This is a genomic window from uncultured Tenacibaculum sp., assembly GCF_947502995.1.
GTDB lineage: Bacteria > Bacteroidota > Bacteroidia > Flavobacteriales > Flavobacteriaceae > Polaribacter.
In genome coordinates this window covers 155,967-182,964 of the sequence record NZ_CANNBW010000003.1, presented here as the reverse complement: position 1 = coordinate 182,964, position 26,998 = coordinate 155,967, and the positions used below count along the sequence as shown (strand labels likewise).

Here is a 26,998-nt window from a genome sequence, read left to right as displayed (position 1 = left end):
CCTTCATTACAATGAAAAGTAATTTAAAACTTTTAATTGGAGGTTTGTCATTATCATTAATTGCCACTTTAAGTTATAAGGAGTATGCGTCTTATAAAGCTGAAAAGGAAATTGAAGAAAAAAGACAAACTCACGCAAAATTCCTAAAAAATAGCCCATTCAACGAAAGATTACAATGGGATAAAAAAACAAGAAAATTAAATGGACTTCCACCAAACAAGTATTTCGAGCAAATGTGGGAGCTAACAATTAACCCAGCAACGGGAAGATTGGAAGACGAAAATGTAATTAAACTTCGTGAAGAGTTAACAGCTCAACGTATAGCTCGTAGAGTACCAGGGGATAGTAATTCTCCTTGGGTAGAAAGAGGACCAAATAACGTTGGAGGAAGAACTAGAGCGATGTTGTTTGATCCTAATGATTCTAGTAATAGACGTGTTTATGCTGGTGGAGTTAGTGGCGGTTTATGGGTAAATAACGACATCACTAATGCAAATTCACAATGGCAAAGAGTACAAAATGTTCCTGGGAATTTATCTGTAACATCAATTACAGTAGATCCAAGAAATTCAAATAACTGGTATTTAGGAACTGGAGAACAATATACAGCTGGAGATGTTGTTGGTAATGGAGTGTATAGAAGTACAGATGGCGGTACAACTTGGACTGCTGTTAATATTCCAGCTGCCGGAGCTGCTACATTCGATTTTAATGCTGGTAATGTTTTCTTATCAGGAATTAACTATGTGAATGATATTTTAGCTTGGGATAATGGAACTTCTACAGAATTGTTTGTTGGAGTTGGAGCTAACGTATATGCAGATGCTAGTTCTCCTACTAACTGGTTAGGGTTACAATCTGCTGGATTATATCGTTCTACTGATAATGGAAACACATGGAATAGAGTAGAAAATGCTGGAATGAGTTTTGAGTTTAGTGGAGCAAACTATTATTTCATTCCTAATGATTTAGAAATCGGTTCTGATAACAGATTATGGATGGGAACAATCACAACTCCTGGTTTAGGTCAAGGAGGAGGAAGAGTATTTAGTTCTACAAATGGTGCTACTTGGACAGAAGCTGCTGCTTCTCCTTTAGTGGAGTCTAATAGAGTAGAATTAGAGCCTTCAAGTTCAAATCCAAATCGATTATATGCTTTAGCACAAGGAACAACAAATGCTGCACCAGTACGTATTTTTGAAACTACAAATGCTTTTGGTACAGTAAGAACATTAAACTTACCTAATGATGCGGATAATGGTATACCTGCAAATGATTTTACAAGAGGACAAGCATTTTATGATTTAGTTATTGAAGCTGATCCTAATGATGATGATGTAGTTTATGTTGGTGGTATCGATTTATTTAGAAGTACTAATGGTGGTGGAGCTTGGACTCAAATCTCTCAATGGAGAAATTTAGGTCTAAGAAATGCTAGTTTTGTTCATGCAGATCATCATGCAATTGTTTTTGCAGGTAATTCTTCAACAAGAATGTTATTTGGTAATGATGGTGGTGTGTACTATTCAAATAATGGTGGAGGAACAATTGCAGCTAGAAACAGAGGTTACAATGTAACTCAATTTGTAAAAGCTGGAATTGGACCAGATGGTCCAGGTGATAGAGATGGAATTTTTACTGCTGGAGCTCAAGATAACGGAACACAAGCTTTTAGAAACGCTAATCCTGGTGTAAATAGTTCTACTGAATTAAGTGATGGTGATGGATTCTATACGTTTGTTGATAAAGATGGTCAGTTTATGATTTCTACATTTACAAACAATGTAATTTATCGTTTTAATTTACCATGGAATGGAAGAAGTAGAATTCAAGGTGGTGCTACAACTTTATCGAGTAGTCAAACTACGGGTGATTTCGTAAATCCAATGGATTATGATAGTGATGCGAATCGCTTATTATCGAATAACTCAACAAGAGCTACAAGTACTACACCAGCTGCTTTTTCTATCTTAAGTATTAATGTAGCTGCAAATTCAAGAGGTACATTAACTAACACTTTATTAAATGCATCTCCTACAGCTTTCAGAGCTTCTCCTTTTACAAACAACAGATGGTTTGTTGGTTTAGCTAACGGTAGATTATTAAGACTTTCTGGAGTGAATAATAGTAATGCAACTTTTACTCAAATAAATACACCTTTCGTAGGTTCTATTTCTTCTGTAAGATTTGGTGCTACCGAGAATGATATTTTTGTAACAATGCACAACTATGGAGTTGTAAGTGTTTGGGCTACTACAGATGGTGGAGCAAACTGGGTAAACAGAGAAGGTAACTTACCAAACATTCCTGTTAGAGATATCTTACAAAATCCATTAGATAGAAATGAAGCAATTTTAGCAACTCAATTAGGGGTTTGGTCAACTTCAAACTTTAATGATACTGCTCCAAATTGGACGCAAGCTTACAACGGAATGAGTGACGTAAGTGTAACTGCTTTCGATTACTGGAACGTTAACGGAAATAATACAGAAAACAGAATTATAGCTTCTACTTATGGTAGAGGAGTGTTTACGGGAGAGTTTACAGCGAATACAGCTGCAGATACGCAAGCACCAAGTAGACCAAATAATGTTACAGCTTCTAATGTAACTGCTACTTCTTTAACATTAAGTTGGAGTGCTTCAACAGATAATGTAGGAGTAACTGGGTATGATGTGTATCAAGGATCAACCTTAATAGGAACTACAGCATCAACTTCTACAAATATTACAGGTTTAACCGTAAATACAGCTTATACATTTACAGTTAGAGCAAAAGATGCAGCTAATAACGAATCTAATGCAAGTGCTGCTGTGAATGTAACTACATCTGGAGGAGCTAGTTCATCATGTACTTCAACAGTTGCTTCTTTCCCATACAGTGAAAGTTTTGAAACGAATGATGGATGGACTCAAGTTACTGGTGATGATGGAAACTGGTTAAGAGATAGTGGAGGAACTCCTTCAAGTGGAACTGGACCAAGTAATGGAGCTGATGGAAGTTTTTATTTATTCTTAGAAGCATCAACAAATAATAGTGCCGGACAAATTGGAAATAATGCTACGGCAATTTTACAAAGCCCTTGTTTTGATCTTTCTGGAGAGTCTTCTGCAAGTTTTTCTTTCAGCAACCATATGTTTGGAACAAGTGTAGGTTCTTTAACTTTACAAGCGTCTACAGATGGAACTTCTTGGGTGAATTTATGGACAGATTCTGGTAACCAAGGTAACCAATGGAATGATGTGTCTGTAGATTTAGCAGCTTATTTAGGAGGAACGGTTAGTTTACGTTTTGTAGGAGTTACAGGAACAAGCTGGTCTAGTGATATTGCAATTGATAATCTTGCTTTAACTGCTGGAGGAAACTCAGGAACCCCAACAAGTCCTGCTTGTGAGGCTTTAGACTTTAACAACTTTACAGTGTCTAGTTTTTCAAATCAGGATAATGCAGGAAATTTCTCTGTAAGTACTGATGGATCTTCTATTACATTAACAAACAATACATGGAAATCTATTCCTTTAGATTATACAGTAACAGCTAATACAGTAATTGAATTTGAATTTAGTAGTACTTCTGAAGGTGAAATTCATGGTATTGGTTTTGAAACCGATAATAACTTATCGGCTAATAATTATTTCAAACTTCATGGAACTCAAAATTACGGAGTTACTAATTTTGATAATTATGCTGGAGGAACTCGTACGTATGCAATTACTGTTGGAGCTTCTTACACAGGAACAATGAATAGATTAGTTTTTATCAATGATAATGATGGAGGTTCAGGAAATACATCTACGTTTACTAACGTTAGAATTTACGAAGGATCTTGTTCATCTTCTGCTGCCGTGGTTTCAGCTCAAGATTTTGACGTAAGAAATGATCTTTTAGGAGATGAAGATGAAGATTTATTAGCTTCAGTAAAAATAGGACCAAATCCTGTTGTAAAAGGAAATGTTTTAAAAATAATTTCTTCTAAAGAATTAACAAACACTTCTTACACAATCTTTAATACATTCGGACAAGCATTAAAAACTGGAAGATTAGAGAATTCAGAAATAGCTACGGATAATTTAGCTACAGGAGTTTATTTATTAAACTTAAGCAATGATTATTCGAAAATTACAAAACAAATTATAGTTAAGTAATTATATAATCCTTAAATAAAAAAAGGCTGTTTAAAATATTTTAAACAGCCTTTTTTTATAGGTTAAAAGTTCTTTTTAATCTAATTGAATGAAATCAATTTGACTAGCTTTAACTTTTTGATTTAGATCTTTCACTTTGTTGTTGAAAATATCGTATAACTTATTTAATTCAATGTCAATTTGCTTAGTGATTTCATTTTTAAATGCTACAGCTTGATCTGTAGGTTTGTAATCACCAATACGAGATAAAGAATTTAAATGTCCTAATTTGTTATTTAACTTAATAGGAAAGTTTAAAGGATCTTGATTACTCTTGCTTTTTGTTTGATATAAGTTGTTTTCAACAACAGTCATGTCTTTTACCAATTGATTCGCAAAATCTAATAAGTCTTTATGTTTCTTTTTATCTTTAATAGATTTCTTTAAAGTATTTACTTGAGCTCTAATTTTCTTTACATTCTTTAATGCTTTATGAATTTCAGTCATTTTAGAATTGATGCTATTAATAAAATCAAATTGCGCTTTTAAGTCAGCTGGAGTTGATTCAGAGTTTGGCTTATTTTTAATAGTAAAGTTTTCAGATTTAGCTTTTCCATTTACAGTTAAATTAACTCTATATTCACCAGGTAAAGCCATTGGTCCACTTAAAGAAGCCCACCATAAAATCATGCCTTTCACTCGGTCTGCTCCAGTATACATCATATTCCAGTAAAATAAATTATCACCTTGTTTTACTTTTAATTTTCCTTCTTTTTGTTTTTTGTCAGGATGGGTGCTAAATACACGAATCAAATTTTTAGAACTATCATAAAACTTAAGAGAAACAGTATCTTTTTTGGTGTAATTTTTAACGTAAAAGTTCACTGGAACACCTCCATGGTAGTTTGTTCCATTTCTTCTAGATTTAGCTCCGTTTCCACCACCCATTCTATAACTTTCTTTTGGTTTGTAAACAAAGAAATCTTGGTTTGTAAGTTTACTGTTTAATTGATGTAATGGAGTTAAATCATCAATAATCCATAAAGAACGTCCTTGAGTAGCTGCAATTAAGTTATTTTCCTTAATAGCTAAATCTGTAATAGGAACTAAAGGTAAATTCAATTGGAATTTTTGCCAGTTTTTACCATCGTTAAAAGAAATATACATTCCTCTTTCTGTACCAGCATATAATAATCCTTTTCTTTTAGGATCAGCACGTAAAGCTCTTGTGAAATCCTCATTACCAATTCCAGAAGTTATTTTTTTCCAAGACTTTCCGTAGTCTTCCGTTTTATAAATATAAGGTTGATAATCTCCTGTTTTATATTTTGTTCCTACAACATAAGCACCACCTTTTGTATAAGGATCAATTTCAATACAATTAATCATCATCCATTCTGGCATTTTTTTAGGAGTGATGTTTGTCCAATTTTTTCCACCATCTTTAGTAATATGAACTAAACCATCATCTGAGCCAGTATAAATAACCCCATCTTCACCAGGAACTTCAGCAACTGCGAAAATAGTTCCATAGTATTCAACACCAGTGTTGTCTTTGGTAATTGGTCCTCCCGAAGGTCCTAAAGTTTTAGGATCATTTCTTGTTAAATCAGGACTGATAATATCCCAAGACTGCCCTTCATTCGTAGTTGCATGCAAATGATTTGAAGCAGCGTATAATTTCTTTTTGTTGTTAGGAGAAAATAATACAGGGAAATTCCATTGGAAACGATATTTGAAATCTTCGGCTCCATGTCCCATAGGATCATCTGGCCAAACATTAATTGCTCTAAATGCACCAGTTTTATGGTCAACACGTGTTAGTAATCCACCATAACTTCCACCATAAGCGATATCATTATTTAAAGGATCTACAGCGATGTGAGCACTTTCTCCACCTGCAGTAGATTCCCAATCTTGTGAAGTAATATATCTTCCGTCTGTTCTATGCGCAATTCTAATAGTAGAATTATCTTGCTGAGCTACATAAATTCTATATGGAAAATGATTGTCTGTAGTAACGCGATAAAATTGAGAAGTAGGCTGGTTTAAATAAGTAGACCAGTTTTCACCAGCGTCAAAAGATATTTGTCCTCCTCCGTCATCAGCAATAATCATACGCTGATTATCTTCCGGCGCAATCCATAAATCATGATGATCTCCATGTGGAGCATTGTATGTTTTGTAGGTTTTTCCTCCATCAGTAGATTTATGATAACGTACATTCATAACATATACAATGTTTTCATCTTTAGTATCTGCATAAATTCTTGTGTAATACCAAGCTCTTTGACGAAGTTTACGTTCGCTATTAATTAATCTCCAAGTTTTTCCACCATTTAAAGATTTGTACACACCACCTTTTTCATTTTCTATAAGTGCGTAAACAATTTCAGAATTTACAGGAGAAACTGCTAAACCAGAAATTCCCCAAATACCTTTTGGTAATCCAGAGTTTTTAGAAATGTTTGTCCATGTTTCACCTTCATCAGTACTTTTCCAAATTCCAGAACCTTCACCGCCACTAGATAAACTATAAGGAGTTCTTCTTACATTCCAAGTAGAAGCATATAAAGTTCTAGGATTATTTGGATCGATAATTAAATCTACAGCTCCAGCATCTGCATTGCTGTATAAAACTTTTTTCCAAGTTTTTCCACCATCTGTAGATTTATAAACACCTCTTTCTGTGGTAGACTTGTATAAATCTCCTAAAACGGCAGCATAAACAATATCTGGATTTTTAGGATGAATGCGCATTCTAGGAATATGTCTAGAATTTGGTAATCCCATATGTTTCCAAGTTTTACCAGCATCTTCAGATTTCCAAACACCATCACCAGAAGAAACATTACCGCGAACAGTTTTTTCTCCCATTCCAACATAAATGATGTTGTTATCCCATTCGCTAACAGCTATAGAACCTACAGAACCACCAAAAAATCCATCAGAAATATTCTGCCAAGTATTTCCAGCATCAATCGTCTTCCAGATACCACCACCTGTAGTTCCCATGTAGAATAAATTCGGTTTTTTAGGAACTCCAGTTACAGCACAACTTCGTCCTCCACGATGCGGACCAATGTTTCTCCAATCGATTGCGTTAAAATATTCTTCAGAAAATTGGCTATTGTTATTTTGAGCATTAACTTTGATACTCAAGAAAAGGAGCAGTATTACTCCTCCAAAAAGTAGTTTTTTCATTTGATTTAGTTGATTAAGAAGCTAAATATAAAATTTTGTTAATGGACTTATTGTTAAAGATTCCTAAAAATCAATTATTTAAAAATAGTATAGTTATCTCGGGTTCTAAGAGTGAATCGAATAGATTGTTAATTCTTCAGCAGTTATTCCCAGAATTGGTTATTGAAAACCTTTCTAGTTCGGACGACTCTGTACATATGCAAAATGCCTTAAATAGTAATGAAGAAGTAGCAGATATAGGGCACGCAGGAACAACAATGCGATTTTTAACAGCACTTTTTGCCTCACAAGAAGGAACTACTAAAGTTTTACAGGGATCTGAAAGAATGCATAACAGACCAATTAAAATTTTAGTAGATGCATTACAAGATTTAGGAGCAGATATTACCTATTTAGAAAAAGAAGGATATCCTCCGCTAAAAATAAAAGGAAAAGCTTTTACGAAAGATCATGTTGCTATTGCAGGAAATGTGAGTAGTCAATATATTTCAGCTTTATTGTTAATTGCGCCAAGTTTACCTAACGGATTAAAGTTAGAATTAACTGGAGAAATTACATCTATTCCTTATATCAAAATGACTTTAAGTTTATTGAATCAGCTTGGAATTGAAACAAATTTTGAAGGAAATACAATAGAAGTTTTCAATAAAAAAAGTGTTTCCTCAAAAAATATTATTGTTGAGGCGGATTGGAGTTCGGCTTCATATTATTATTCTTTGGTTGCTTTAAGTGAGGTAGGTACAGAAATTACGTTATCTTCATACAAAAAAGAAAGTTTACAGGGAGATAGTTGTTTGGCTTCAATTTATGAGCATTTTGGAGTAACTACCGAATTCAATAATCATACAATTACGCTAAAGAAAGAAAGATTAGGAACTCAAGATAAATTAGTGTTAGATTTAGTAAAAGCACCAGATATTGCTCAAACTATTGCTGTTACTTGTTTTGCTTTAAAAGTTCCTTGTGCTTTAAAAGGATTACACACATTAAAAATAAAAGAAACTGATCGTTTAGAAGCGTTAAAAGAAGAAATTACTAAATTAGGTGGTGATATTTCTGTTACGAACGAAGAATTATTTTTAAATACTTCAAATTCAATACAAGAAAACGTAACGATAGAGACATATCACGATCATAGAATGGCAATGGCTTTTGCGCCATTAGCCTTAAAAGTTCCAATAAAAATAGCAGATGCTACCGTTGTAACAAAGTCATATCAAGATTTTTGGTCTGATTTTGAAAAGGTTGGGATTGAACAAGAAGTCTTAAAATAAAAGATGAAACGCTTGACAAGCCCTATATTGAAATCGTATATTTGCCGCCATTAATAAATAACTATAATGAAATTATCTCAATTTAACTTTGATTTACCTAGTGAATTATTAGCAGAATATCCTTCTGAGCACAGAGACGAAGCTCGTTTGATGGTATTAAATCGTAAAGAACAAACTATTGAACATAAGTTGTTTAAAGATTTAATTAATTACTTTGATGAAGGAGATGTAATGATGTTGAATAACACCAAAGTATTCCCTGCTCGTATGTACGGTAATAAAGAAAAAACTGGAGCAAGAATCGAGGTTTTTTTATTAAGAGAGTTAAATGCAGAGCATAGATTATGGGATGTTTTAGTAGATCCAGCTCGTAAAATTCGTATCGGAAATAAATTATTTTTCGGTGAAGATGAAAGCTTAGTAGCAGAGGTAATTGACAACACAACATCTAGAGGAAGAACATTACGTTTCTTATTTGATGGTTCTTACGATGAGTTTAGAAGAAAACTTATCGAATTAGGTCAAACACCATTACCAAAATATATTAAAAGAGATGTAGAGCCAGAAGATGAAGAGCGTTACCAAACTATTTTCGCTAAGCATGAAGGAGCTGTAGCTGCACCAACTGCTGGACTTCACTTTTCTAAGCACTTAATGAAGCGTTTAGAAATTAAAGGAGTAGATTTTGCAGAAATGACTTTACACGTTGGTTTAGGTACTTTTAATCCAGTTGAAGTAGAAGATTTATCGAAGCACAAGATGGATTCTGAGAAAATTATTATTCCTCAAGAAGCTTGTGATGTAGTTAACAATGCTATTGAAAAGAAAAGAAGAATTTGTGCAGTAGGAACAACTGTAATGAGAACTGTAGAGTCTTCAGTTTCTGCTAGTCAAAGATTAAATACATATGAAGGGTGGACAAATAAGTTTATTTTTCCTCCATATGATTTTAGTATTGCAAATAGTATGGTAACAAATTTCCATACACCTAAGTCAACATTATTAATGATGATTTCAGCTTTCGCTGGTCACGATTTTGTAATGGAAGCTTATCAAGAAGCAATTAAAGAAAAATATAAATTCTATTCGTATGGAGATGCGATGTTAATTATTTAATATTTTTTAAAATAATAGAGAAAAGACCGGATAAGATAAATTATCCGGTTTTTTTATTTTTACAAGTGAATTTTATAAAATAATAATGCTAGAAGATTATTTGAAAAGTTTTCAGATTTTATCTGAAGATGAAATACAAAATTTTATAAATCAAGGAGAAGCAAAGAAAGTTAAAAAAGGAGGTTTTTTAGCTGAAAGCGGTAAAGTGAACACTAAGATTTTTTTTATAAATGAAGGAATTTTAAGATCGTTTTATTGGTCTTCTACAGAAGAAGATATTACATATTGTTTTAGATTTTCTGGCTCCTTTGCATCTGCTTATTCATCATATCTTACAGGCAAACCTTCAGTAGAGAGTTTGCAAGCAATAACAGATACTGAAGTTTTATTTTGGACGAAAGAACAGTTAATTCAATTAGAAAAAGAAAGTTCTAATTGGACGATGTTATTGAAGGTTTTAGCAGAATACGAATATATCGAGTTAGAACAAAGGATATTTATGCTTCAAAAAGAAACAGCAGAGAGTAAATACTTAGATTTATTGCAGAATCAACCTCAATTGGTAAAAGAAATTCCATTAAATTATCTAGCTTCTTATTTAGGAATCACACAGCGACATTTAAGTAGAATTCGAAAAACAATTTATTAGACATTTGTCCTTTTCTAACAATTGAGTTCATTGTTATTTAGCAGAAAAATTAAACAATGAATATTGTAACTATAAACGGACACCCAGATAAAGATAGCTTTAATAATGCTTTAGCAGAAATATATTACAAAGGAGCAATATCTTCAGTAAATTCGATAGAGTTTATAAATATCAGGGAACTTGATTTTAATCCAAATTTACAATTCGGATATCGAAAACGAACTGAATTAGAACCAGATTTGCAATTTGCGGTTGAAAAGATAAAAGCAGCAGATCATTTAGTTTGGATTTTTCCTATTTGGTGGGCAGGAATGCCAGCAATATTAAAAGGTTTTATCGATAGAACTTTTTTACCTGGAATTATGTTTGATATAGAAGAAGGAAAGTTATTACCTAAAAAGTTATTAAAAGGTAAAACTGCTCGATTAATTATAACATCAGATTCTCCAAAATGGTACTATTCTTTGTATTTAAAAAACTCAGTAATTAATCAACTAAAAAAAGGAGTTTTAGCATTTTGTGGGGTGAAGCCAACAAAATTAACTTACATTGGACCAATTAAAAATTCAACTCAAGATTTTCGAAAAGAATGGTTAAATAAAGTGTTTAATCTTGGTAAAAACCTAAAGTAAAAAGATTATAATTTTGATGTTATTTTAGTACTTGTAGGTTTGGTAGTTGAGTAAAAATAATCGATTAAGTTTCCTTGCTCATCAACTAAATACTTTTGAAAATTCCATCGAACTTTTGAGTTTTTTTCTCCATTTAAACTTTTAGATGTAAGCCAGTTGTATAAAGGATGTTGTTGACTACCTTTTACTCTTATTTTCTCTGTTAACGGAAAAGTAACGCCAAAATTGATATCACAAAATTCTTGAATTTGAGTTTCATTTCCTGGTTCTTGACTTCCAAATTGATTGCAAGGTAAACCAATTACAGTAAGTTGATCTTTATAGGTTTCACTTAACTCTTGTAACTCTTTGTATTGTTTTGTAAATCCACATTTAGAAGCAACATTAACAAATAATATTTTCTTTCCTTTAAAGTCTGAAAGTGAAATTGGTTGATTACGAATGTCGTTAATCTTAATGTCATAAATAGATTGTTTTTCTACCTCAGAAGCAGATGAAAATAATTTTGCTTTATTTAAGATTTTCATATTCAAACGTTTTAAAGTTGTTAATACTTTTGAAATATAAATTTAATTGTTTTTTGTGTTATGAAAATGTTTTGAATTGTTATTTCAACTATTTTGAAATATTCTAAGTATTAGTTTTTCTAAAGATTTTCGCTTTAGAATCAATACTGTATTTTTGCAGTGATGAAATCACAGAAAAAAGACATTAGGGCGCTTACGAAAGAACAACTTAGAAATTTCTTTGTTGAAAATGGAGATAAAGCTTTTAGAGGAAATCAAGTATACGAATGGTTGTGGAATAAAGCTGCACATACTTTCGATGATATGACCAATCTTTCTAAAGCTACACGAGAAATGTTAGATACAAATTTCGTGATTAATCATATTGAAGTCGATACGATGCAACGTAGTAACGATGGTACCATTAAAAACGCGATTAAACTTCACGATGGTTTAATTGTAGAATCTGTTTTAATTCCAACAGAAAAAAGAACCACAGCTTGTGTTTCTAGTCAGGTTGGTTGTAGTTTAGATTGTAAATTTTGTGCAACTGCTCGTTTAAAACGTATGCGTAATTTAAATGCAGATGAAATATACGATCAGGTAGTAGCAATCGATCAGCAAAGTAGATTATATCATAATCATAAATTAACAAATATTGTTTTTATGGGAATGGGAGAACCGCTGATGAATTATAATAACGTAATCAAAGCAATAGATAAAATTACATCTCCTGAAGGTTTAGGAATGTCTGCAAAACGTATTACTTTATCTACTTCTGGTGTGCCAAAAATGATTAAAAAAATGGCTGATGATGAAGTAAAGTTTAATCTAGCAGTTTCTTTACATTCGGCTATTGATGAAGTTCGAACGTCAATAATGCCATTTAATTCTACGTTTCCATTAGAAGATTTAAGAGAAGCATTAGAATATTGGTACGAAAAAACGAATAGAAAAATAACATACGAGTATGTAGTTTGGCAAGGAATTAATGATAGAAAAGAAGATATTGATGCCTTAGTGAAATTCTGTAAATATGTACCAGCAAAAGTAAATCTTATTGAATATAACCCAATCGACGATGGTGAATTTCAGCAAGCTTCTCAAAACGCATTAAATAATTATATTTCTAACTTAGAAATGCACGATATAGTAGTAAATGTTCGAAGATCTAGAGGTAAAGACATTGATGCTGCGTGCGGGCAATTAGCTAATAAATCTTAATGAATCTTTCTAAAACGTTATTCGGGCAAACTGTTCAATCTATTGGTTGGCTAATTTTCATCATTTTTCTAGGATTATTTTTAGATAGTAAGTTTTTTGCTGAAAACTATTTTGAACACGGACAATGGTTGAATAATATATTAGTCATTTTCGTCTATATTTATTTTTTTGTTAAAGGAACATCAAGAGTTAGAGAACAATTAATATATGCGCTAATAATAGGAATAATTGGAGAATATCTTTTTTCTTTAGTTTTAGGAATGTATGCTTACCGATTACATAATATTCCTCATTATGTGCCTTTTGGTCATGCTGTAATCTTTTTAGGGATTTATTTTTTCTCCAGAAAACAGAAAGTAAAATCATACAGAAAACAAATAGAGATATTTATCTCAATTTGTATTGTGATTTATGCTGTGTTATTTCTAGTTTTCAGGAAAGATATTTTTGGATTTATACTTACAATTTTAGTTTTCTATTCTTTACGTAAATACCCAAAAGAACGTTTGTTCTATCTAAGTATGTACTTCATTGTGGCAGTAGTTGAAATCGTAGGAACATCTTTAGATTGCTGGGTTTGGCCAAGTATTGCATATGGGAAATTTGAGTTTTTACCAAGTGCAAATCCTCCTTCAGGAATTTGTTTTTTTTATTATGGTTTAGATCGAGGAACACTTTCAATATACAAAAGAAAAAACAAACAAGTTTGGAGTAGATTCAAAGCTATCCGAAGTTTAACAAAATAAATATTTGTACTTTTAATAGATTTAAAAAATCTATTATGAAAAGTAAAAGCATATTATTTGTGTTGTTGTTTATTGTAATTAGTTTGAGTGCACAAACTAAAAATATTGATAGTGCTTATGTAAAATACTTTCAATATGAAAGAGAAATTCCCTACTTACATTTAAATAAAACTAGTTTTGCTAAAGGAGAAGAAATTTGGTTTAAAGCATATGTGCTAAATACGAATTCACAAAAACTACATTCCTATACTACCAATTTACATTGTTCAATTTATGATGATCAAGGAGTTTTTAAAAAAACAAAACTAGTTCATATAAAAGATGGTGTAGGAAATGGAAGTTTTAAAATAGATTCAACATTTTCAGGTAAAAATTATTATATAAAAGCTGCTACAAACTACATGAAGAACTTTGAGGAAAATCAAACTTTTCTTCAAAAAATAACTATTCTAGATGGTAAAGAGAAAACGTTAAAACCAGTAAACAAAAAAGAGTATGATTTACAAGTTTTACCTGAAGGAGGACATTTACTAGCAAATACGACAAACTCTTTAGGAATTATTTTAAAAGATGCTACAGGAAATCCGATAGGTTTTAAAAAAGGACAGATTATAAATAAATCAGGAGAAGTAGTTAAAGAATTTTCTTTAAATCGATTTGGTATGGCTAAAGTTGCTGTTTTTGTTTCTTCAAAAGATGAGTTTAAAGTTAGAATTAAGAACGATGAAGAAAATTTAGAGACTTTTCTACCTCCAAAAGAGCTACAAGGAGTTGCGTTAGCTTTTGAAAATATTAGTAGTAACATGGTTAAGGTAATTGTTAAAACTAATCCAGAAACAATAAAAAAAATACAAGGAAAGCAGTATTATATTTTAGTTCATAATACGAATGCTTTCTTAAAAAGAGAAATAAAATTTAAACCAGAATTATTAACTTATTCTTTATTTTTAAGTAAGAAATTATTTAAGCCTGGAACTAACATTGTAACATTATTTACTGATACTGATAAACCTATTGGAGAACGCGTTTTTTTTAATTATCAAAAATCATTATTTGATACTGTAGCGTTAGATATGAAACAGGATAATGATAGTATTTTTTTAACTGTAGGAAAAGAAGAATTATCAAACGAATATCGTTTAAGTGCCTCTATTTTACCAGCAGAGACAAAAGCTTACAATCCTTCTCAAAATATTTATTCTAATTTCCTAATTCAACCTTATGTCAAAGGAAAAATAAAAGATGGAAGCTATTTTTTTAAAGATATAACAAGGAAAAAATTATGGGAGCTAGATTTATTATTATTAACTCAAGGATGGTCTAAATACAATTGGTATAATGTGTTTAATAATCCTCCAATAGAACGATTTCCTTTTGAAGCTGGTATAAAAGTGAAAGGAACTTTAAATGTTGCTGGAATAGGTAAATCTGCAGATGTTTTTATAAGAAGTGATAAAAATAAGTTGTTTGTCAACGAAAAAGCAATCAATAATAAATTTGAATTTAAAAACTTAATCCTAAAAGACGAATCATCGGTTTTTATTTCATATACCAATAAAAAAGGTGAATTTGTATCGCCGAATCTGTATGTAAGATCGTATCCAAATATTGATAAATCTAATATCAAATTACCAATTGAAGATCAGCAGAAATTAAAGGAAATTAATGAAGAGCAGAAAGTGTTTTTAACTGAAGCAGAAGAGGTTTTGGAAGAAGTAGAAGTAAAAGGGAAAATAAAATTTAATAACACTCCTTTAATTGGAGACAGGGCTCGAGGTTATAAAGTCAGTGAAAATTATTCTGTTCATCAGAATTTAATAAGCTTTCTTAGAAATCAAGGTTTAGAAGTACGTTCTACATTACAAACTTTAGAGATTAGAAGAATTAGACAGAGTGCATTTAGTTTTCAAGAAAATCAAAGAGAAATACTGGTGTCTAGAACAAGAGTGTTTTTAGATAATCAAGATATTACAAGAGATAATAATCGATTATTGAATTTGAGATTCACCAAATTAGGAGATTATGAAGAAATATTTATCACTGAAGTTTTCGATCTTCAAATTTACTTATATAGTAAAGATAAAGCTGAATTTATTGATAATTCAAACGCCTTTTATGAATATAAAATACCTTTAGGTTTTCATGTTTCAAAAGCATATTATCAGCCTAAATATTCATCAACAACAACTGATACTTTTAAAAAGTATGGAGCAATATATTGGGAACCTAATATTAATTTAGATCAAAACAATAAAACACAAACTTTTAAATTTTCAAGATTAAATCAAGAAGAAATCCGAATTATTATTGAAGGTGTTTCTAAAGACGGAAAACTTATAGCGGTAGAAAAAGTTTATAAAAATTCAAAATCATTAGAAGAATAGTTGTTTTAATTTAGTAATCAATGTGTTAGTTTATTTTTTTGTATCTTTAGGTAGACCAAAAATTCTAATATGAAAACTAAAAAATTGTTGCTGCTATTTATTAGCTCTGTTTATACATTGTTAGCTCAGGATAAGGTTCTTGATAGTGCTTATACTAAATATTTTGGCTACGAAAGAGAAGTGCCATATTTACACTTAAATAAAACCTCTTTTGTTAAAGGTGAAGAAATATGGTTTAAAGCCTATGTTTTAAATACAAATACACAAAAACTCCATAAAGCGACATCTAATTTATATTGCTCTATATATGACGATAAAGGAGCATTTAAGAAAACAAAACTCATTTATTTAAATGATGGTGTAGGAAATGGTAGCTTTAAAGTAGATTCAACTTTCGCAGGGAACAACTTTTACATAAAAGCTTCAACAAATTACATGCAGAATTTTGAGGAGAATCAGTCTTTTATTCAGAAAATAAAAATTATTAATGATAATCTAACTAAAGAATCTAATACTAGTAATCAAACAAAGTATGATTTGCAAGTTTTACCTGAAGGAGGGCATTTATTAGCGAATTCTAGAAATAGTGTTGGTATCATTCTTAAAGATAATAATGGTAATACTCCAGAAATTGAAAAAGGACAAATTGTAGATAGTAAAAATGAAGTAATTAAAGAATTTACTTTAAATCGATTTGGAATGGTTAAAGTTCCTGTTTATATCAATTTAGAGGAAGATTATAAAGCTGAAATAAAACTTAGAAACGGAGAGAAAATTACAGCTAAATTTCCAATAAAAAACAATAGAGGAGTTTCTTTAGCTTTTGAGAATATTAGTAGTAATATGACCAAAGTAATTGTTTCAACAAATAAAGAAACAATAGATGAATTAGTAGATAGAAAGTATTATGTTTTAATTCATAACACGAATTCATTTTTAAGAAGAGATATAGAATTTAAAGAGAATTTATTAACCTATTCGTTATTTATAAGTAAAAAACTTTTCAAGCCAGGAACAAACATTGTTACTTTATTTACAGATGATGATCAACCTATTGCAGAACGTGTATTTTTTAATTATCAAAAATCATTATTTGATAATGTGGCAATTAACCTTAATGAGGGAAAAGATAGTGTGTCATTAAACGTTAAGAGTTTAAATAATTTAGGAGAATATAAATTAAGCGCATCTGTTTTACCATATGATACTAAGGCGTACAAACCTTATCAAAATATTTATTCTAAATTTCTTTTAGCACCTTATATCAAGGGGAGCATTAAAAAAGGAGATTATTTCTTTACTGATATAAATAGAAAAAAATTATGGGAATTAGACTTGTTGCTTCTAACTCAAGGATGGTCTAAATACAGTTGGTATAATATTTTTAATAATCCGCCTGTAGAAAGGTTTGATTTTGAAAGAGGAATTAAAGTAAAAGGTACTTTTAATATGACTGGCTTAGGGAATGATGTAGATGTATTTATTAGAAGTGGACAAAATAAATTGTTTACGAGTAGAAAATTGAAAGACAATAAATTTGAGTTTGATAATTTATTTATTAAAGAAAACTCTAAAGTATATATATCTTATTCAAATGAAAAAGGGAAGTTTAAGTATCCGAATTTATACGTTCAGCCGTCTCAAATAATTAATAAAGGAGGAATTAAAATTCCAGAACAAAGAGATGAAATAGAAACACGAGATGAAGGCCAAGATTTAGCAGCTCTTTTAACTGAAACCGAAGAAGTATTGAATGAAATTGAAGTTAAGGGTAAATTAAAATTTAATCATACTCCATTAATAGGTGATAGAGCCAGAGGTTATAAAGTAAGTGAAGATTATTCTGAACATCAAGCTTTGTTTAGTTTTTTAAGATCTATTGGACTTGATATTTTAACGAATCCAGAAACAGTTCGAATAAGGAGGTCTAGACAAAGAGCATTTAGCTTAAGAAATAATCCTGCTGATGAAGGTGTTGCTGCAAGATCCGGTCCAGGTGATTTCGGAGTGAACATGACTAAAGCAAGAGCTTTTGATGCAACTGCAGATCAAAGAGAGATTTTAGAATCTAAAACTAGAGTGTTTTTAGATAATCAAGATATAACTTTAGATCCTACAAGACTTTTAAATCTTAGGCATACAAAGTTAGGTGAGTATGATGAAATCTTTATAACAGACGTTTTTGATTTACGCATATACTTATACACTAAAGATAGAGTTCAAACAGAAAACTATGTTAATGCTTTCTATGAATACAAAGTTCCAATAGGTTTTCATGTTCAAAAAGAATATTATCAGCCAAAATATTTAAATACAAATAGTGAGAGTTTTAAGAGATTTGGTGCAGTACATTGGGAGCCTAATATTTATTTAGATGAAAATAACAAAGAACATTCAATTACTTTTCCTAAGCTAAAACAAGAATCTGTTCGAGTGTTTATTGAAGGAATTTCAAAAGAAGGAAAACTGATTTCGTTAGAAAAAGTATTTAAAATCGACCGTAAAAATAATTAGTCAGTTTTTACTAAAATAGCTTTTTGAAATACACTAATAGGATATCCAAAAACTTCGGGTATTTCTTTAGATATTCCTCCAGTAGTTGTTTTGTTTTCAAGACGAGTAAATAAAATTTCGAACTCCATTTTATTGGAATCAAAAGCCAATCGAGTACTCAAAAAATTACCTTGAACTTCAAAAAAACTATAAAGAACATCCTTATAAAACGAAGCAGGAAGAATAATACCATTATTTTCATCAATATTATAAATTCCTTTTTCTTGATCAACGATTTTTAAAGAGTAGTTTCTAGGAGATTTATCGTAAACAATTACGTAATTAAAAACAGAATCCTTTTCCGTTTTGGTAAGATGAAATTCCATAGGGATTTTTTGCGTTCCTCTTTTAGAAGTGATCTCAAGGTTTCCTTTATATTTTCCTAGAAAAGAATTAGGGAATGTTTTACCTTTTTTTTGAGAGAAAACTAAAAAACTAGATAGAAGTATTAAAAAACAAGTAATTTTTTTCATCAGTTAAACTTTACAATCAAAGATAAGCATCTTAATTTATTTCTTTATTTTTGACGAGTATAAGGAAGGCTTAATGAAACCTGTTGAACAAATCAAAATTCCGATTGCAAAAGAAATGGAACTGTTTGAATCTAAGTTTAAAGATTCAATGCTTTCTAAAGTTCCGTTATTAAATAGAATCACATATTACATAGTAAGAAGAAAAGGAAAACAAATGCGTCCTATGTTTGTTTTCTTAGTAGCAAAAATGGTCTCTAATGGTGGTTTTGATGAAAGAACATACAGAGGTGCTTCTATTGTAGAGTTAATTCATACGGCTACACTTGTACACGATGATGTTGTAGATGATAGTAATATGAGAAGAGGTTTCTTCTCAATAAATGCTCTTTGGAAAAACAAAATAGCTGTACTTGTTGGAGATTTTTTATTATCAAAAGGATTACTACTTTCTATAGATAATGAAGATTTCGATTTATTAAAGCTTATTTCTATAGCAGTAAGAGAAATGAGTGAAGGTGAATTACTACAGATAGAAAAAGCTAGAAAGCTAGATATAACAGAAGATATTTATTTTGAAATTATTCGTCAAAAAACAGCAACTCTTATTGCTGCGTGTTGCGGTATTGGAGCAGCATCTGTAGGTTGTAGTAATGAAGTTGTTCAGCAAATGCGAAAATTTGGTGAATATATTGGTATTGCTTTTCAAATTAAAGATGATTTATTTGATTATACAGAAGAAAAGATAGGTAAACCTACAGGAATCGATATAAAAGAGCAAAAAATGACTTTGCCTTTAATTTATACCTTAAACAATTGTAGTGAAAAAGATAGGAAATGGTTAATTAACTCAGTAAAAAACCATAATAAAAATAAAAAAAGAGTTAAAGAGGTAATCGCTTTTGTAAAAGAGAATGGAGGTATAGATTATACAATTAATAAAATGCATAATTATAAAAATAGAGCATTAAAGATTTTAGAAAATTACCCAGATTCAGAATACAAACAGTCTTTATTAGCGATGATAGATTATGTTGTTGAAAGAAAAATTTAATTTTTCAACTATCCAGTTAAACCATTCGTCGATTAAAAAGAACTGCTCAACTTAATTTAGTTACCAAAATGTTAATGTTCTAACTTTGTAAGAAGAAGTTTTTTATTTTTGTATAACAGAATGAGAAATTTATTTTCTAAAATATCATCAATTTTATTGGCACTTTTAGTGTTGTTTTCTACATTTTCATTTACTGTAGAAAAGCATTATTGTGGTGATTTTTTAGTAAGTGTATCTTATTTTGGCAATGGAGAAGATTGTTCAGGTGAAACGGGAGAAGAAGATTGTGATGATCCTGAAGTAATCAAAAAGAAGAATTGTTGTAAAGACGAAGTAGAACAAGTTCAGGGTCAAGAAGACCTTAAAAATACTGCAGAGAAGTTTGATATTCAAAAGCAACAGTTTGTAGTTGCATTTCTTTCTTCTTATTATAAATTGTTTGTAGAGAATTACGAACAAACAAACACTAATGAATTTTATTCACCACCAAATCTAGATCTAGATTTACAGGTTTTACACGAAGTTTACATTATATGATTTATATCCTTTTTTAGTGACGTAATGTCAATTATTAAAAAGAGTTATACATATAAATCATAAACAAATCATGAATTTTAAAATGTTGGTTTGTGTGCTTATACTAATAAGTTCACAAGCTTATTCACAACAAACATTTAAAGGTATGATCATGGATAAAAATAATCCAAAAGATAACCTAGGAGTGTTTGGAGCCAATGTACATTGGTTAAATACAAAAGTAGGAACGACCACTAATGAAAAAGGTTGGTTCGAAATACCTTATAAAAAAGAATATAAAAAATTAGTTATAAGTTTTGTAGGGTATAAAACAGATACAATAGAAATCAATAGTTTAAAACCAGTTCATCATTTTTTAACAGAACAAGCAATCTTAGATGAAGTATCAGTTTCTGTAAAAAAGCAAGCAACTTCAAAGTCGTTTTTGCAAACAGAAAATATTTTCACTGTAAATAGTGATGAATTGTTAAAAGCTGCTTGTTGTAACTTGGCAGAGAGTTTTGAAACAAACCCTTCTGTCGATGTTAATTTTTCAGATGCATTAACAGGAACTCGACAAATTAGAATGTTAGGGTTAAATAGTCCTTATCTACTAATTGCTCAAGAGAATATTCCTATGGTAAGAGGAGCTTCTCAAGTGTATGGATTAACTTTTACACCTGGAACTTGGGTAGAAAGCATTCAAATAACCAAAGGAGCAGGGAGTGTAGTTAATGGTTTTGAAAGTATTTCTGGTCAAATTAATGCCGAATTAGTGAAGCCGTTAACGGATAAGAAAATATTCGTAAATGCTTATGGAAACAGAAACGGACGATTAGAGTTAAATACACATTTCAATAAAGAAATAAGTAAGAAATGGAGTACAGGTTTATATTTACACGGTAATTTAAGAGGAGAAAAGTTTGATAACAATAATGATAACTTTTTAGATGCGCCATTAGCTGAACAAATTAACGTTATGAATCGTTGGCAATATGTCGACAATGAAACAGGCTGGGTGAGTTTTTTAAATTTTAGATATTTAAATGATAGAAAACAAACTGGTGAGTTAAATTTTGATCCTGATGTAGATAAGAAAACTACGAATGCATGGGGAAGTGAGATTAAAACCTCACGTTTCGATTTTTCGGGGAAATTAGGCTATGTTTTTCCAGAACTTCCATTTCAAAGTATGGGATTACAATTAGCCTATAGTAATCACGATCAAGAATCGTATTTCGGTTTAAGAGATTATAATATTCAGCACCAAAGCGTGTATTCAAACTTTATATTTAATTCTATAATCGGAGACACAAGAAATAAGTTTAAAACAGGTTTAAGCTTTACTTATGATGATTATAAAGAATTGGTAGAGGCTACAAACTTTAATAGAGATGAAAATTCTGTTGGTGTTTTTTTTGAATATGCTTATGATAATGCTGAAAACTTTAGTTTGACTGCCGGTTTAAGAGTAGATTTTCATAATTTATTAGGTACGTTTTTAACGCCTCGTTTGCATTTACGCTACGTTCCTTGGAGAAAAGGAGTTTTAAGAGCTTCAGTAGGTAGAGGAAAGAGAAGTCCAAATGTTTTTGCTGAAAACCAGCAGTTGTTTGCTTCTTCACGTCAAATTAATATCAATAGTACAGAAGGAAATATTTATGGATTGAATCCTGAAATTGCATGGAATTACGGAGTTTCTTTTCTACAAGGTTTTAAGCTATTTGGGAAAAAAGGAGATATCACTTTCGATTATTACATGACCGATTTTGAAAGTCAAGCAGTAGTAGACTGGGAAGATCCAAGAGCTATTTCGTTTTATAATTTAGAAGGAGAAAGTATTGCAAATAGTTTTCAAGTAGAAGTAAACTACGAGCCAGTTTCTAGATTGAATATAAGAACAGCATATAAGTTTTTTGATGTTTCTACAGATTATGTTTCAGGAAGTTTAGCAAAGCCTTTACAACCTAGAAATAGATTCTTTACTAATGTTTCATATAATACAAAAAAGAAAATTAATGAATCACAATGGAAATTTGATGTAACGTATAATTTTATAGGTAAACAAAGGTTGCCAAATACAATTTCCAATCCAGTGCAAGATCAATTACCTAATTACGCAAATGGCTTCAATTTATTGAATTCACAAATTACAAAGGTGTTTTCTAAGAAGTTTGAAGTGTATGTAGGAGGAGAGAATTTAACAAATGTTCAACAAGGAAATCCAATTTTAGGAAGTGAGAATCCGTTTGGAGCAAGTTTTGATAGTACAATAGTATATGCTCCAATATTTGGAAGCACTTTTTATGCAGGATTCAGATTTAAATTAGACTAAAAACAAAAATTAAATAATAATATTATGAAGAAAATTATAACAGTATTATGTTTCGTATTAATTGCAGTGAGTAGTTTCGGACAAGCAAAGAAGAAAAAAAATGCTAAAGTTGCTTTTAAAGTAGATGGAGTTTGTATGGAATGTAAAGTTCGTATAGAGAAAGCAGCTTTAAATACTAAAGGAGTAAAATATGCAAATTGGAATTTACAAACACATAAACTTACAGTGATTTTAGATGAACGTAAAACGGATAAAAAAATAGTTTGTCAGAATGTAGCTAATGTTGGTCACGATACTAAAGAGATTAAAGCAACTGAAGAGAATTATGAAAAACTAGATGCTTGTTGTAAGTATCGAGATGAAGAAGTTGTGAAGAATCACAAAAAAAACTAATAAAAAACTCAGGACTTTTCCTGAGTTTTTTTTGTTTTTGATAATCAGATATTTATTAAATTTAAGCTAATTCTTTTTACAAGCTATTTTCGTAACTTATTAGGCTATGAACAAAAGATATGTAATTGGTATATGTATTACAGTTTTGGTGCTGGGAATCAATCAAATTTTTATTCAATATTGGTTAAAGCAAAAAAAAGCAGATGCAAATACTATTAACGTTGCAGGAAAACAACGAATGCTTAGCCAAAGAATCACAAATGAGTTTTGCGCAATAGATAGAGGAGCAAAATCTAGTGAGTTTTTAAATGAACTTTTGTATCAGTGGAAAGGTGCTCACAGTCTTTTAATATCTCGTTCGAATCATAATGTTCTTTCAAATGAAGATTTTAATGTTTCTGTTGAATTAAAAAAACTTGATAAGTATATTGTTTTTGTTGAAAAGCAAATGAAACTTTTAGGGAAAACAAAACTAGATTTAGAGGAAATTACTCAAAATCAGAATAATTTTCTTGCTGAAATGGATGCTATTGTTAAGGCTTTAGAGAAAAATTCAGATAAAAAACTAAGTTTTATAGTACAAATAGAGTATTTGCTTTTCATTATAGCATTATTAATTCTAATATTAGAGGTTTACTTTATTTATCGCCCTATAGAAAAGGAATTAAAAAAATCAAGTATAGTTTTAGAAGAAAAGAACGAGAAATTAGAACATACATTTGAAAAGATAAAAGAAAAGAATAAAGAATTAAATGAAATAACATACATAGCTTCTCATGATCTCCAAGAGCCTTTAAGAACGGTTTCGAGTATGGTTGATATGTTTAGTTCTAGATATAAAGAGAGTTTTGATGAGCAAGGAAAAATGATGTTAGGGTTTATAGAATCTGCCACGGGTAGAATGAGAAACTTGGTAAAAGATTTACTTGAATATTCTGTACTTGGTCAAAATAGAGAGCTGTCTAAAGTAAATTGTAATGAAGTTATAAACGATGTAAGGAAAGATCTTAATCAGATAATATTAAAAAATGATGCTGATATTAAATGGAAAAATTTACCTGAGGTTACAGGATATAAATCTGAATTAAGATTACTTTTTCAAAATTTAATATCTAATGCAATTAAGTTTCAACATCCAGAAAATAAGCCTAAAATAAGAGTAACGTCAGAAGAATTAGAAGAATATTGGAAGTTTAAAGTAAGTGACAATGGTATAGGTATTAAAGAAAAGTATAAAGAAAAAATATTTTCAATATTTAAAAGAATCCACAGTAAAGAAGAGTATGAAGGAACTGGTATAGGTCTGTCACATTGTAAAAAAATAGTAGAAATGCATGATGGAAAATTATGGGTAGATTCTGAAGAGGGAAAGGGAAGTGATTTTTACTTCACTTTAAGAAAGGAAATCGTTAAACTAACTTAAAAAAATAAAAATAAATGAGTACAAAAATCAATACCGTATTACTTGTTGACGATGATAAGGCTACAAACTTTATTCACGAATTAATCATAAAAGACAATAATTATTGTGATAAAATAGTAACCAAATACGATGGTGAACAAGCAATAGAGTTTCTAGAATCTGCTAATGAGAATGATATACCAGATATTGTTTTTTTAGATATTAATATGCCTAAAGTAGATGGATGGGAGTTTTTAGAGAAATATAAAGAGTTACCAAAAGGTAAAAGAGCTCAAATTATTGTTGTTATGCTAACTACTTCTTTAAATGCTAATGATAAAGAAAGAGCACTTTCCAACAAATTTATTTCCGAGTTTAGAAATAAACCCTTAACAAAAGAAATGTTGACAGATATAGAGGAGAAATATTTTAAGAAAAAAGGTGTTGTTCTTAACTAAGAATTTTAACTAATTACTTTTTAAACAATCGTTTTAAAAAGCTTTTCTTTTGCTTTTTCTGAACGGGTTCGTGATTGGTGATTTTATAACTCGAGTTAGATATTATAGTTCCAGCTTCTAAATCATTCTCTTTTTCAATTTCAGAAAGTTGTTTCATAGTTGTATCTCGGTACAATAAAGCTCCCTGAGGATCACAATTAAAAAGATTCGAGTAAGAGATAGAATTGTTTAAATCCATTGGGTTGGGTTCAACTATTTCTGTAGCTTCTAAAAGACCGAGGCCTTTATCTAAGGCGTAATACATAGCTTTAAAAAAAATACCAATACGTTCATCTGAAAACAAATGATTTATTTTTGCTTGTAACTCTAAATTAGTATCGTAATCATTTAATAATAATTCAATATTTTCTGGAGGAATAAACTTACCAGAAGAATAGTTTTCTGTAATTATATTATGAACTTCATTAGTGAGTTTTTCTTTAGGAAAAATTTCTTCCCACCGTTTTGTGTATTTAGATAATATATTTCCTTCTAAAAAAGAAAAAGCGCTACCTCTAACATAAAAATACTTTTCAAAAAAACCTTGAGTAGCAGCAATGTAATAACCGTGAGTTTTATCAAAAACATCTTCTGAAGTAGTAACTAAGGCAATGTCAATAAGTTCTTCGTATTTCTTAGCATAAAAATCTTTTACTCCATATTTAGATACTAATTCTTTGATTAAAGATTTATCATCCAAAACATCAAAATATCGCTCAATGATTTGTTCTTCAGAAATTGGATGATAACTTATATCCCAGCCCATACGAATCCTTTAATTTTAAATTTTCTATCGAATAACAATTTTTACACTATAAATATAAAAAAAGCAATTTCAACAAGAGGTTAGTTTATCTAATTATTCACATTAAGCAATAGAATTTATCAGGCTCTATCTTTTTAGAGTTTTTAATTTTTAGTACTCTAATTAAACACTTAATCGACTTTTTTATTTTTAAAAATCACCCTTTTTGGGTGACAAGTAGGATGACTATTATATCTAGTTTTGAACCGTAAAAAGTTTAACTACACTGCCGATAAGGCAAAATCAAAAAAAGTATTTATAAAATGAGACTTAACTACACAAAAACTGCATTTATTTTAGGAGTTTGTTTTTCAATTTTATTAGGATGTTCATGTGATGATGACGCATCAGATAACCCTAATACACCATTAGAAAACGACAATTTAATAGCGTATTATCCTTTTGATGATTCTTTATTGGATGCATCAACAAACAATTTAAACGGGCAAGCAATTGATGCTGTTTTTACAAAAGATAGAAATTCAAAAGATTCATTAGCATATAATATAACAGGGGAAGATGATCAAGTTATTTCCGTTCCGAATTTTCCAGTGGGAAAAGGATCTTTATCTATTAGTTTTTGGATTAATATAGACGTTACAGATGTACAAAATGATGATGTTAATTTTACTAGATACATTTTTAGTAAGAGAGAAATTTGTGATATTTCAAATTTTTTCAACTTCACTTATAAAGAGAAATCATTCGATGATCCAAATACGAATATTCTTAGTTGGGAAATAAGACAAGCAGACGGAAGTAATTTGAGTGTTTCGGCTAAAGGTATAGCAAAAGGAAGATGGGTTTATGTTACTGGTGTTTTAGATAATGAAAACAAAAAAACTGCTTTGTATCTTGATGCAGGACTTGCTGAAGAAGTAAGTTGGGATGCTAATATAGATGTTGATTTAACAAACAATGCACCATTTGAAATAGGAGCAAATATATGTGAAAGAAGAAGTGATAATGTTTCTGGACTATTAAAAGCTAATATAGATGAACTAGCTTTTTTTAATTCTACTTTAAGTCAGCAAGAAATTACAGATTACGCTACTTATTAAATGGTATACTGAATATAACAGAAATAAAAAAAGAGATAGATTTTTAAAATCTA

At 30.2% G+C, this 26,998-nt stretch carries 20 protein-coding genes; 16 read left to right on the top strand and 4 right to left on the bottom strand.

Annotated elements, in window-relative coordinates:
• The first annotated feature begins 11 nt into the window (after positions 1-11).
• On the top strand, positions 12-4,145 hold the full coding sequence (locus tag Q1A46_RS03600) for a fibronectin type III domain-containing protein (RefSeq protein ID WP_299674037.1): 4,134 nt from the start codon (positions 12-14) through the stop codon (positions 4,143-4,145).
• Positions 4,146-4,220: 75 nt separating this feature from the next.
• Here the strand turns inward: Q1A46_RS03600 and Q1A46_RS03595 are convergent, their stop codons facing one another.
• Positions 4,221-7,328 (bottom strand): glycosyl hydrolase, encoded by a 3,108-nt coding sequence (locus Q1A46_RS03595; RefSeq protein ID WP_299674035.1) that lies wholly within the window; start codon positions 7,326-7,328, stop codon positions 4,221-4,223.
• Positions 7,329-7,369: 41 nt separating this feature from the next.
• On the opposite strand from Q1A46_RS03595, the gene Q1A46_RS03590 reads away from it, so the two are divergent.
• The 4 genes from Q1A46_RS03590 to Q1A46_RS03575 all read left to right on the top strand — a co-directional run bounded on the left by Q1A46_RS03590 (position 7,370) and on the right by Q1A46_RS03575 (position 10,999).
• The gene (locus tag Q1A46_RS03590; RefSeq protein WP_299674033.1) at positions 7,370-8,602 is read left to right on the top strand and encodes a 3-phosphoshikimate 1-carboxyvinyltransferase; all 1,233 of its coding nucleotides are present in this window, start codon (positions 7,370-7,372) and stop codon (positions 8,600-8,602) included.
• Between the two features lie 66 nt (positions 8,603-8,668).
• A complete protein-coding gene (gene queA / locus Q1A46_RS03585; RefSeq protein WP_299674031.1) occupies positions 8,669-9,718 on the top strand; it encodes a tRNA preQ1(34) S-adenosylmethionine ribosyltransferase-isomerase QueA in 1,050 nt (349 codons plus the stop codon).
• Between the two features lie 85 nt (positions 9,719-9,803).
• Positions 9,804-10,367 carry a Crp/Fnr family transcriptional regulator gene (locus tag Q1A46_RS03580; protein WP_299674029.1) on the top strand — a complete coding sequence of 188 codons (564 nt, stop codon included), beginning with the start codon at positions 9,804-9,806 and terminating at the stop codon, positions 10,365-10,367.
• A 56-nt stretch (positions 10,368-10,423) separates the two neighbouring features.
• Positions 10,424-10,999 carry an NAD(P)H-dependent oxidoreductase gene (locus Q1A46_RS03575; RefSeq protein WP_299674027.1) on the top strand — a complete coding sequence of 192 codons (576 nt, stop codon included), beginning with the start codon at positions 10,424-10,426 and terminating at the stop codon, positions 10,997-10,999.
• Positions 11,000-11,004: 5 nt separating this feature from the next.
• Here Q1A46_RS03575 and Q1A46_RS03570 read toward each other — a convergent pair whose 3' ends face one another.
• The gene (locus tag Q1A46_RS03570; RefSeq protein ID WP_299674025.1) at positions 11,005-11,526 is read right to left on the bottom strand and encodes a glutathione peroxidase; all 522 of its coding nucleotides are present in this window, start codon (positions 11,524-11,526) and stop codon (positions 11,005-11,007) included.
• A gap of 162 nt (positions 11,527-11,688) precedes the next feature.
• Here Q1A46_RS03570 and rlmN point away from each other — a divergent pair, with 162 nt between their 5' ends.
• From rlmN to Q1A46_RS03550, 4 genes are all read left to right on the top strand, one after another.
• The gene (gene rlmN / locus Q1A46_RS03565; RefSeq protein ID WP_299674023.1) at positions 11,689-12,729 is read left to right on the top strand and encodes a 23S rRNA (adenine(2503)-C(2))-methyltransferase RlmN; all 1,041 of its coding nucleotides are present in this window, start codon (positions 11,689-11,691) and stop codon (positions 12,727-12,729) included.
• Positions 12,729-13,475 carry a hypothetical protein gene (locus tag Q1A46_RS03560; protein ID WP_299674021.1) on the top strand — a complete coding sequence of 249 codons (747 nt, stop codon included), beginning with the start codon at positions 12,729-12,731 and terminating at the stop codon, positions 13,473-13,475. The genes rlmN and Q1A46_RS03560 overlap by 1 nt, the downstream gene beginning before the upstream one ends.
• Before the next feature lie 35 nt (positions 13,476-13,510).
• A complete protein-coding gene (locus tag Q1A46_RS03555; protein WP_299674019.1) occupies positions 13,511-15,859 on the top strand; it encodes a hypothetical protein in 2,349 nt (782 codons plus the stop codon).
• Positions 15,860-15,928: 69 nt separating this feature from the next.
• Positions 15,929-18,373, top strand: coding sequence for a hypothetical protein (locus tag Q1A46_RS03550; RefSeq protein WP_299674017.1), 2,445 nt, complete (start codon positions 15,929-15,931; stop codon positions 18,371-18,373).
• Here Q1A46_RS03550 and Q1A46_RS03545 read toward each other — a convergent pair.
• Complete coding sequence (locus tag Q1A46_RS03545; RefSeq protein WP_299674015.1) at positions 18,370-18,885, bottom strand: hypothetical protein; 516 nt, start codon at positions 18,883-18,885, stop codon at positions 18,370-18,372. The genes Q1A46_RS03550 and Q1A46_RS03545 overlap by 4 nt on opposite strands.
• 73 nt (positions 18,886-18,958) lie before the next feature.
• Here Q1A46_RS03545 and Q1A46_RS03540 point away from each other — a divergent pair, with 73 nt between their 5' ends.
• From Q1A46_RS03540 to Q1A46_RS03515, 6 genes are all read left to right on the top strand, one after another.
• The gene (locus tag Q1A46_RS03540; RefSeq protein ID WP_299674013.1) at positions 18,959-19,936 is read left to right on the top strand and encodes a polyprenyl synthetase family protein; all 978 of its coding nucleotides are present in this window, start codon (positions 18,959-18,961) and stop codon (positions 19,934-19,936) included.
• 120 nt (positions 19,937-20,056) lie between these two features.
• Positions 20,057-20,473, top strand: a complete 417-nt coding sequence (locus Q1A46_RS03535) for a hypothetical protein (RefSeq protein ID WP_299674011.1) — start codon at positions 20,057-20,059, stop codon at positions 20,471-20,473.
• A gap of 151 nt (positions 20,474-20,624) precedes the next feature.
• Positions 20,625-22,787, top strand: coding sequence for a TonB-dependent receptor domain-containing protein (locus Q1A46_RS03530; protein ID WP_299674009.1), 2,163 nt, complete (start codon positions 20,625-20,627; stop codon positions 22,785-22,787).
• Between the two features lie 24 nt (positions 22,788-22,811).
• Entirely contained in the window at positions 22,812-23,180 is a 369-nt protein-coding gene (locus Q1A46_RS03525; RefSeq protein ID WP_299674008.1) for a heavy-metal-associated domain-containing protein, read from the top strand.
• 106 nt (positions 23,181-23,286) lie between these two features.
• On the top strand, positions 23,287-24,603 hold the full coding sequence (locus Q1A46_RS03520; protein ID WP_299674006.1) for an ATP-binding protein: 1,317 nt from the start codon (positions 23,287-23,289) through the stop codon (positions 24,601-24,603).
• Between the two features lie 14 nt (positions 24,604-24,617).
• The gene (locus Q1A46_RS03515; protein ID WP_299674004.1) at positions 24,618-25,040 is read left to right on the top strand and encodes a response regulator; all 423 of its coding nucleotides are present in this window, start codon (positions 24,618-24,620) and stop codon (positions 25,038-25,040) included.
• A gap of 13 nt (positions 25,041-25,053) precedes the next feature.
• On the opposite strand, the gene Q1A46_RS03510 is transcribed toward Q1A46_RS03515, so the two are convergent.
• Entirely contained in the window at positions 25,054-25,845 is a 792-nt protein-coding gene (locus Q1A46_RS03510; RefSeq protein ID WP_299674002.1) for a hypothetical protein, read from the bottom strand.
• A gap of 302 nt (positions 25,846-26,147) precedes the next feature.
• Here Q1A46_RS03510 and Q1A46_RS03505 point away from each other — a divergent pair, with 302 nt between their 5' ends.
• On the top strand, positions 26,148-26,945 hold the full coding sequence (locus tag Q1A46_RS03505; protein WP_299674000.1) for a LamG-like jellyroll fold domain-containing protein: 798 nt from the start codon (positions 26,148-26,150) through the stop codon (positions 26,943-26,945).
• The last annotated feature ends 53 nt before the right edge of the window (positions 26,946-26,998 follow it).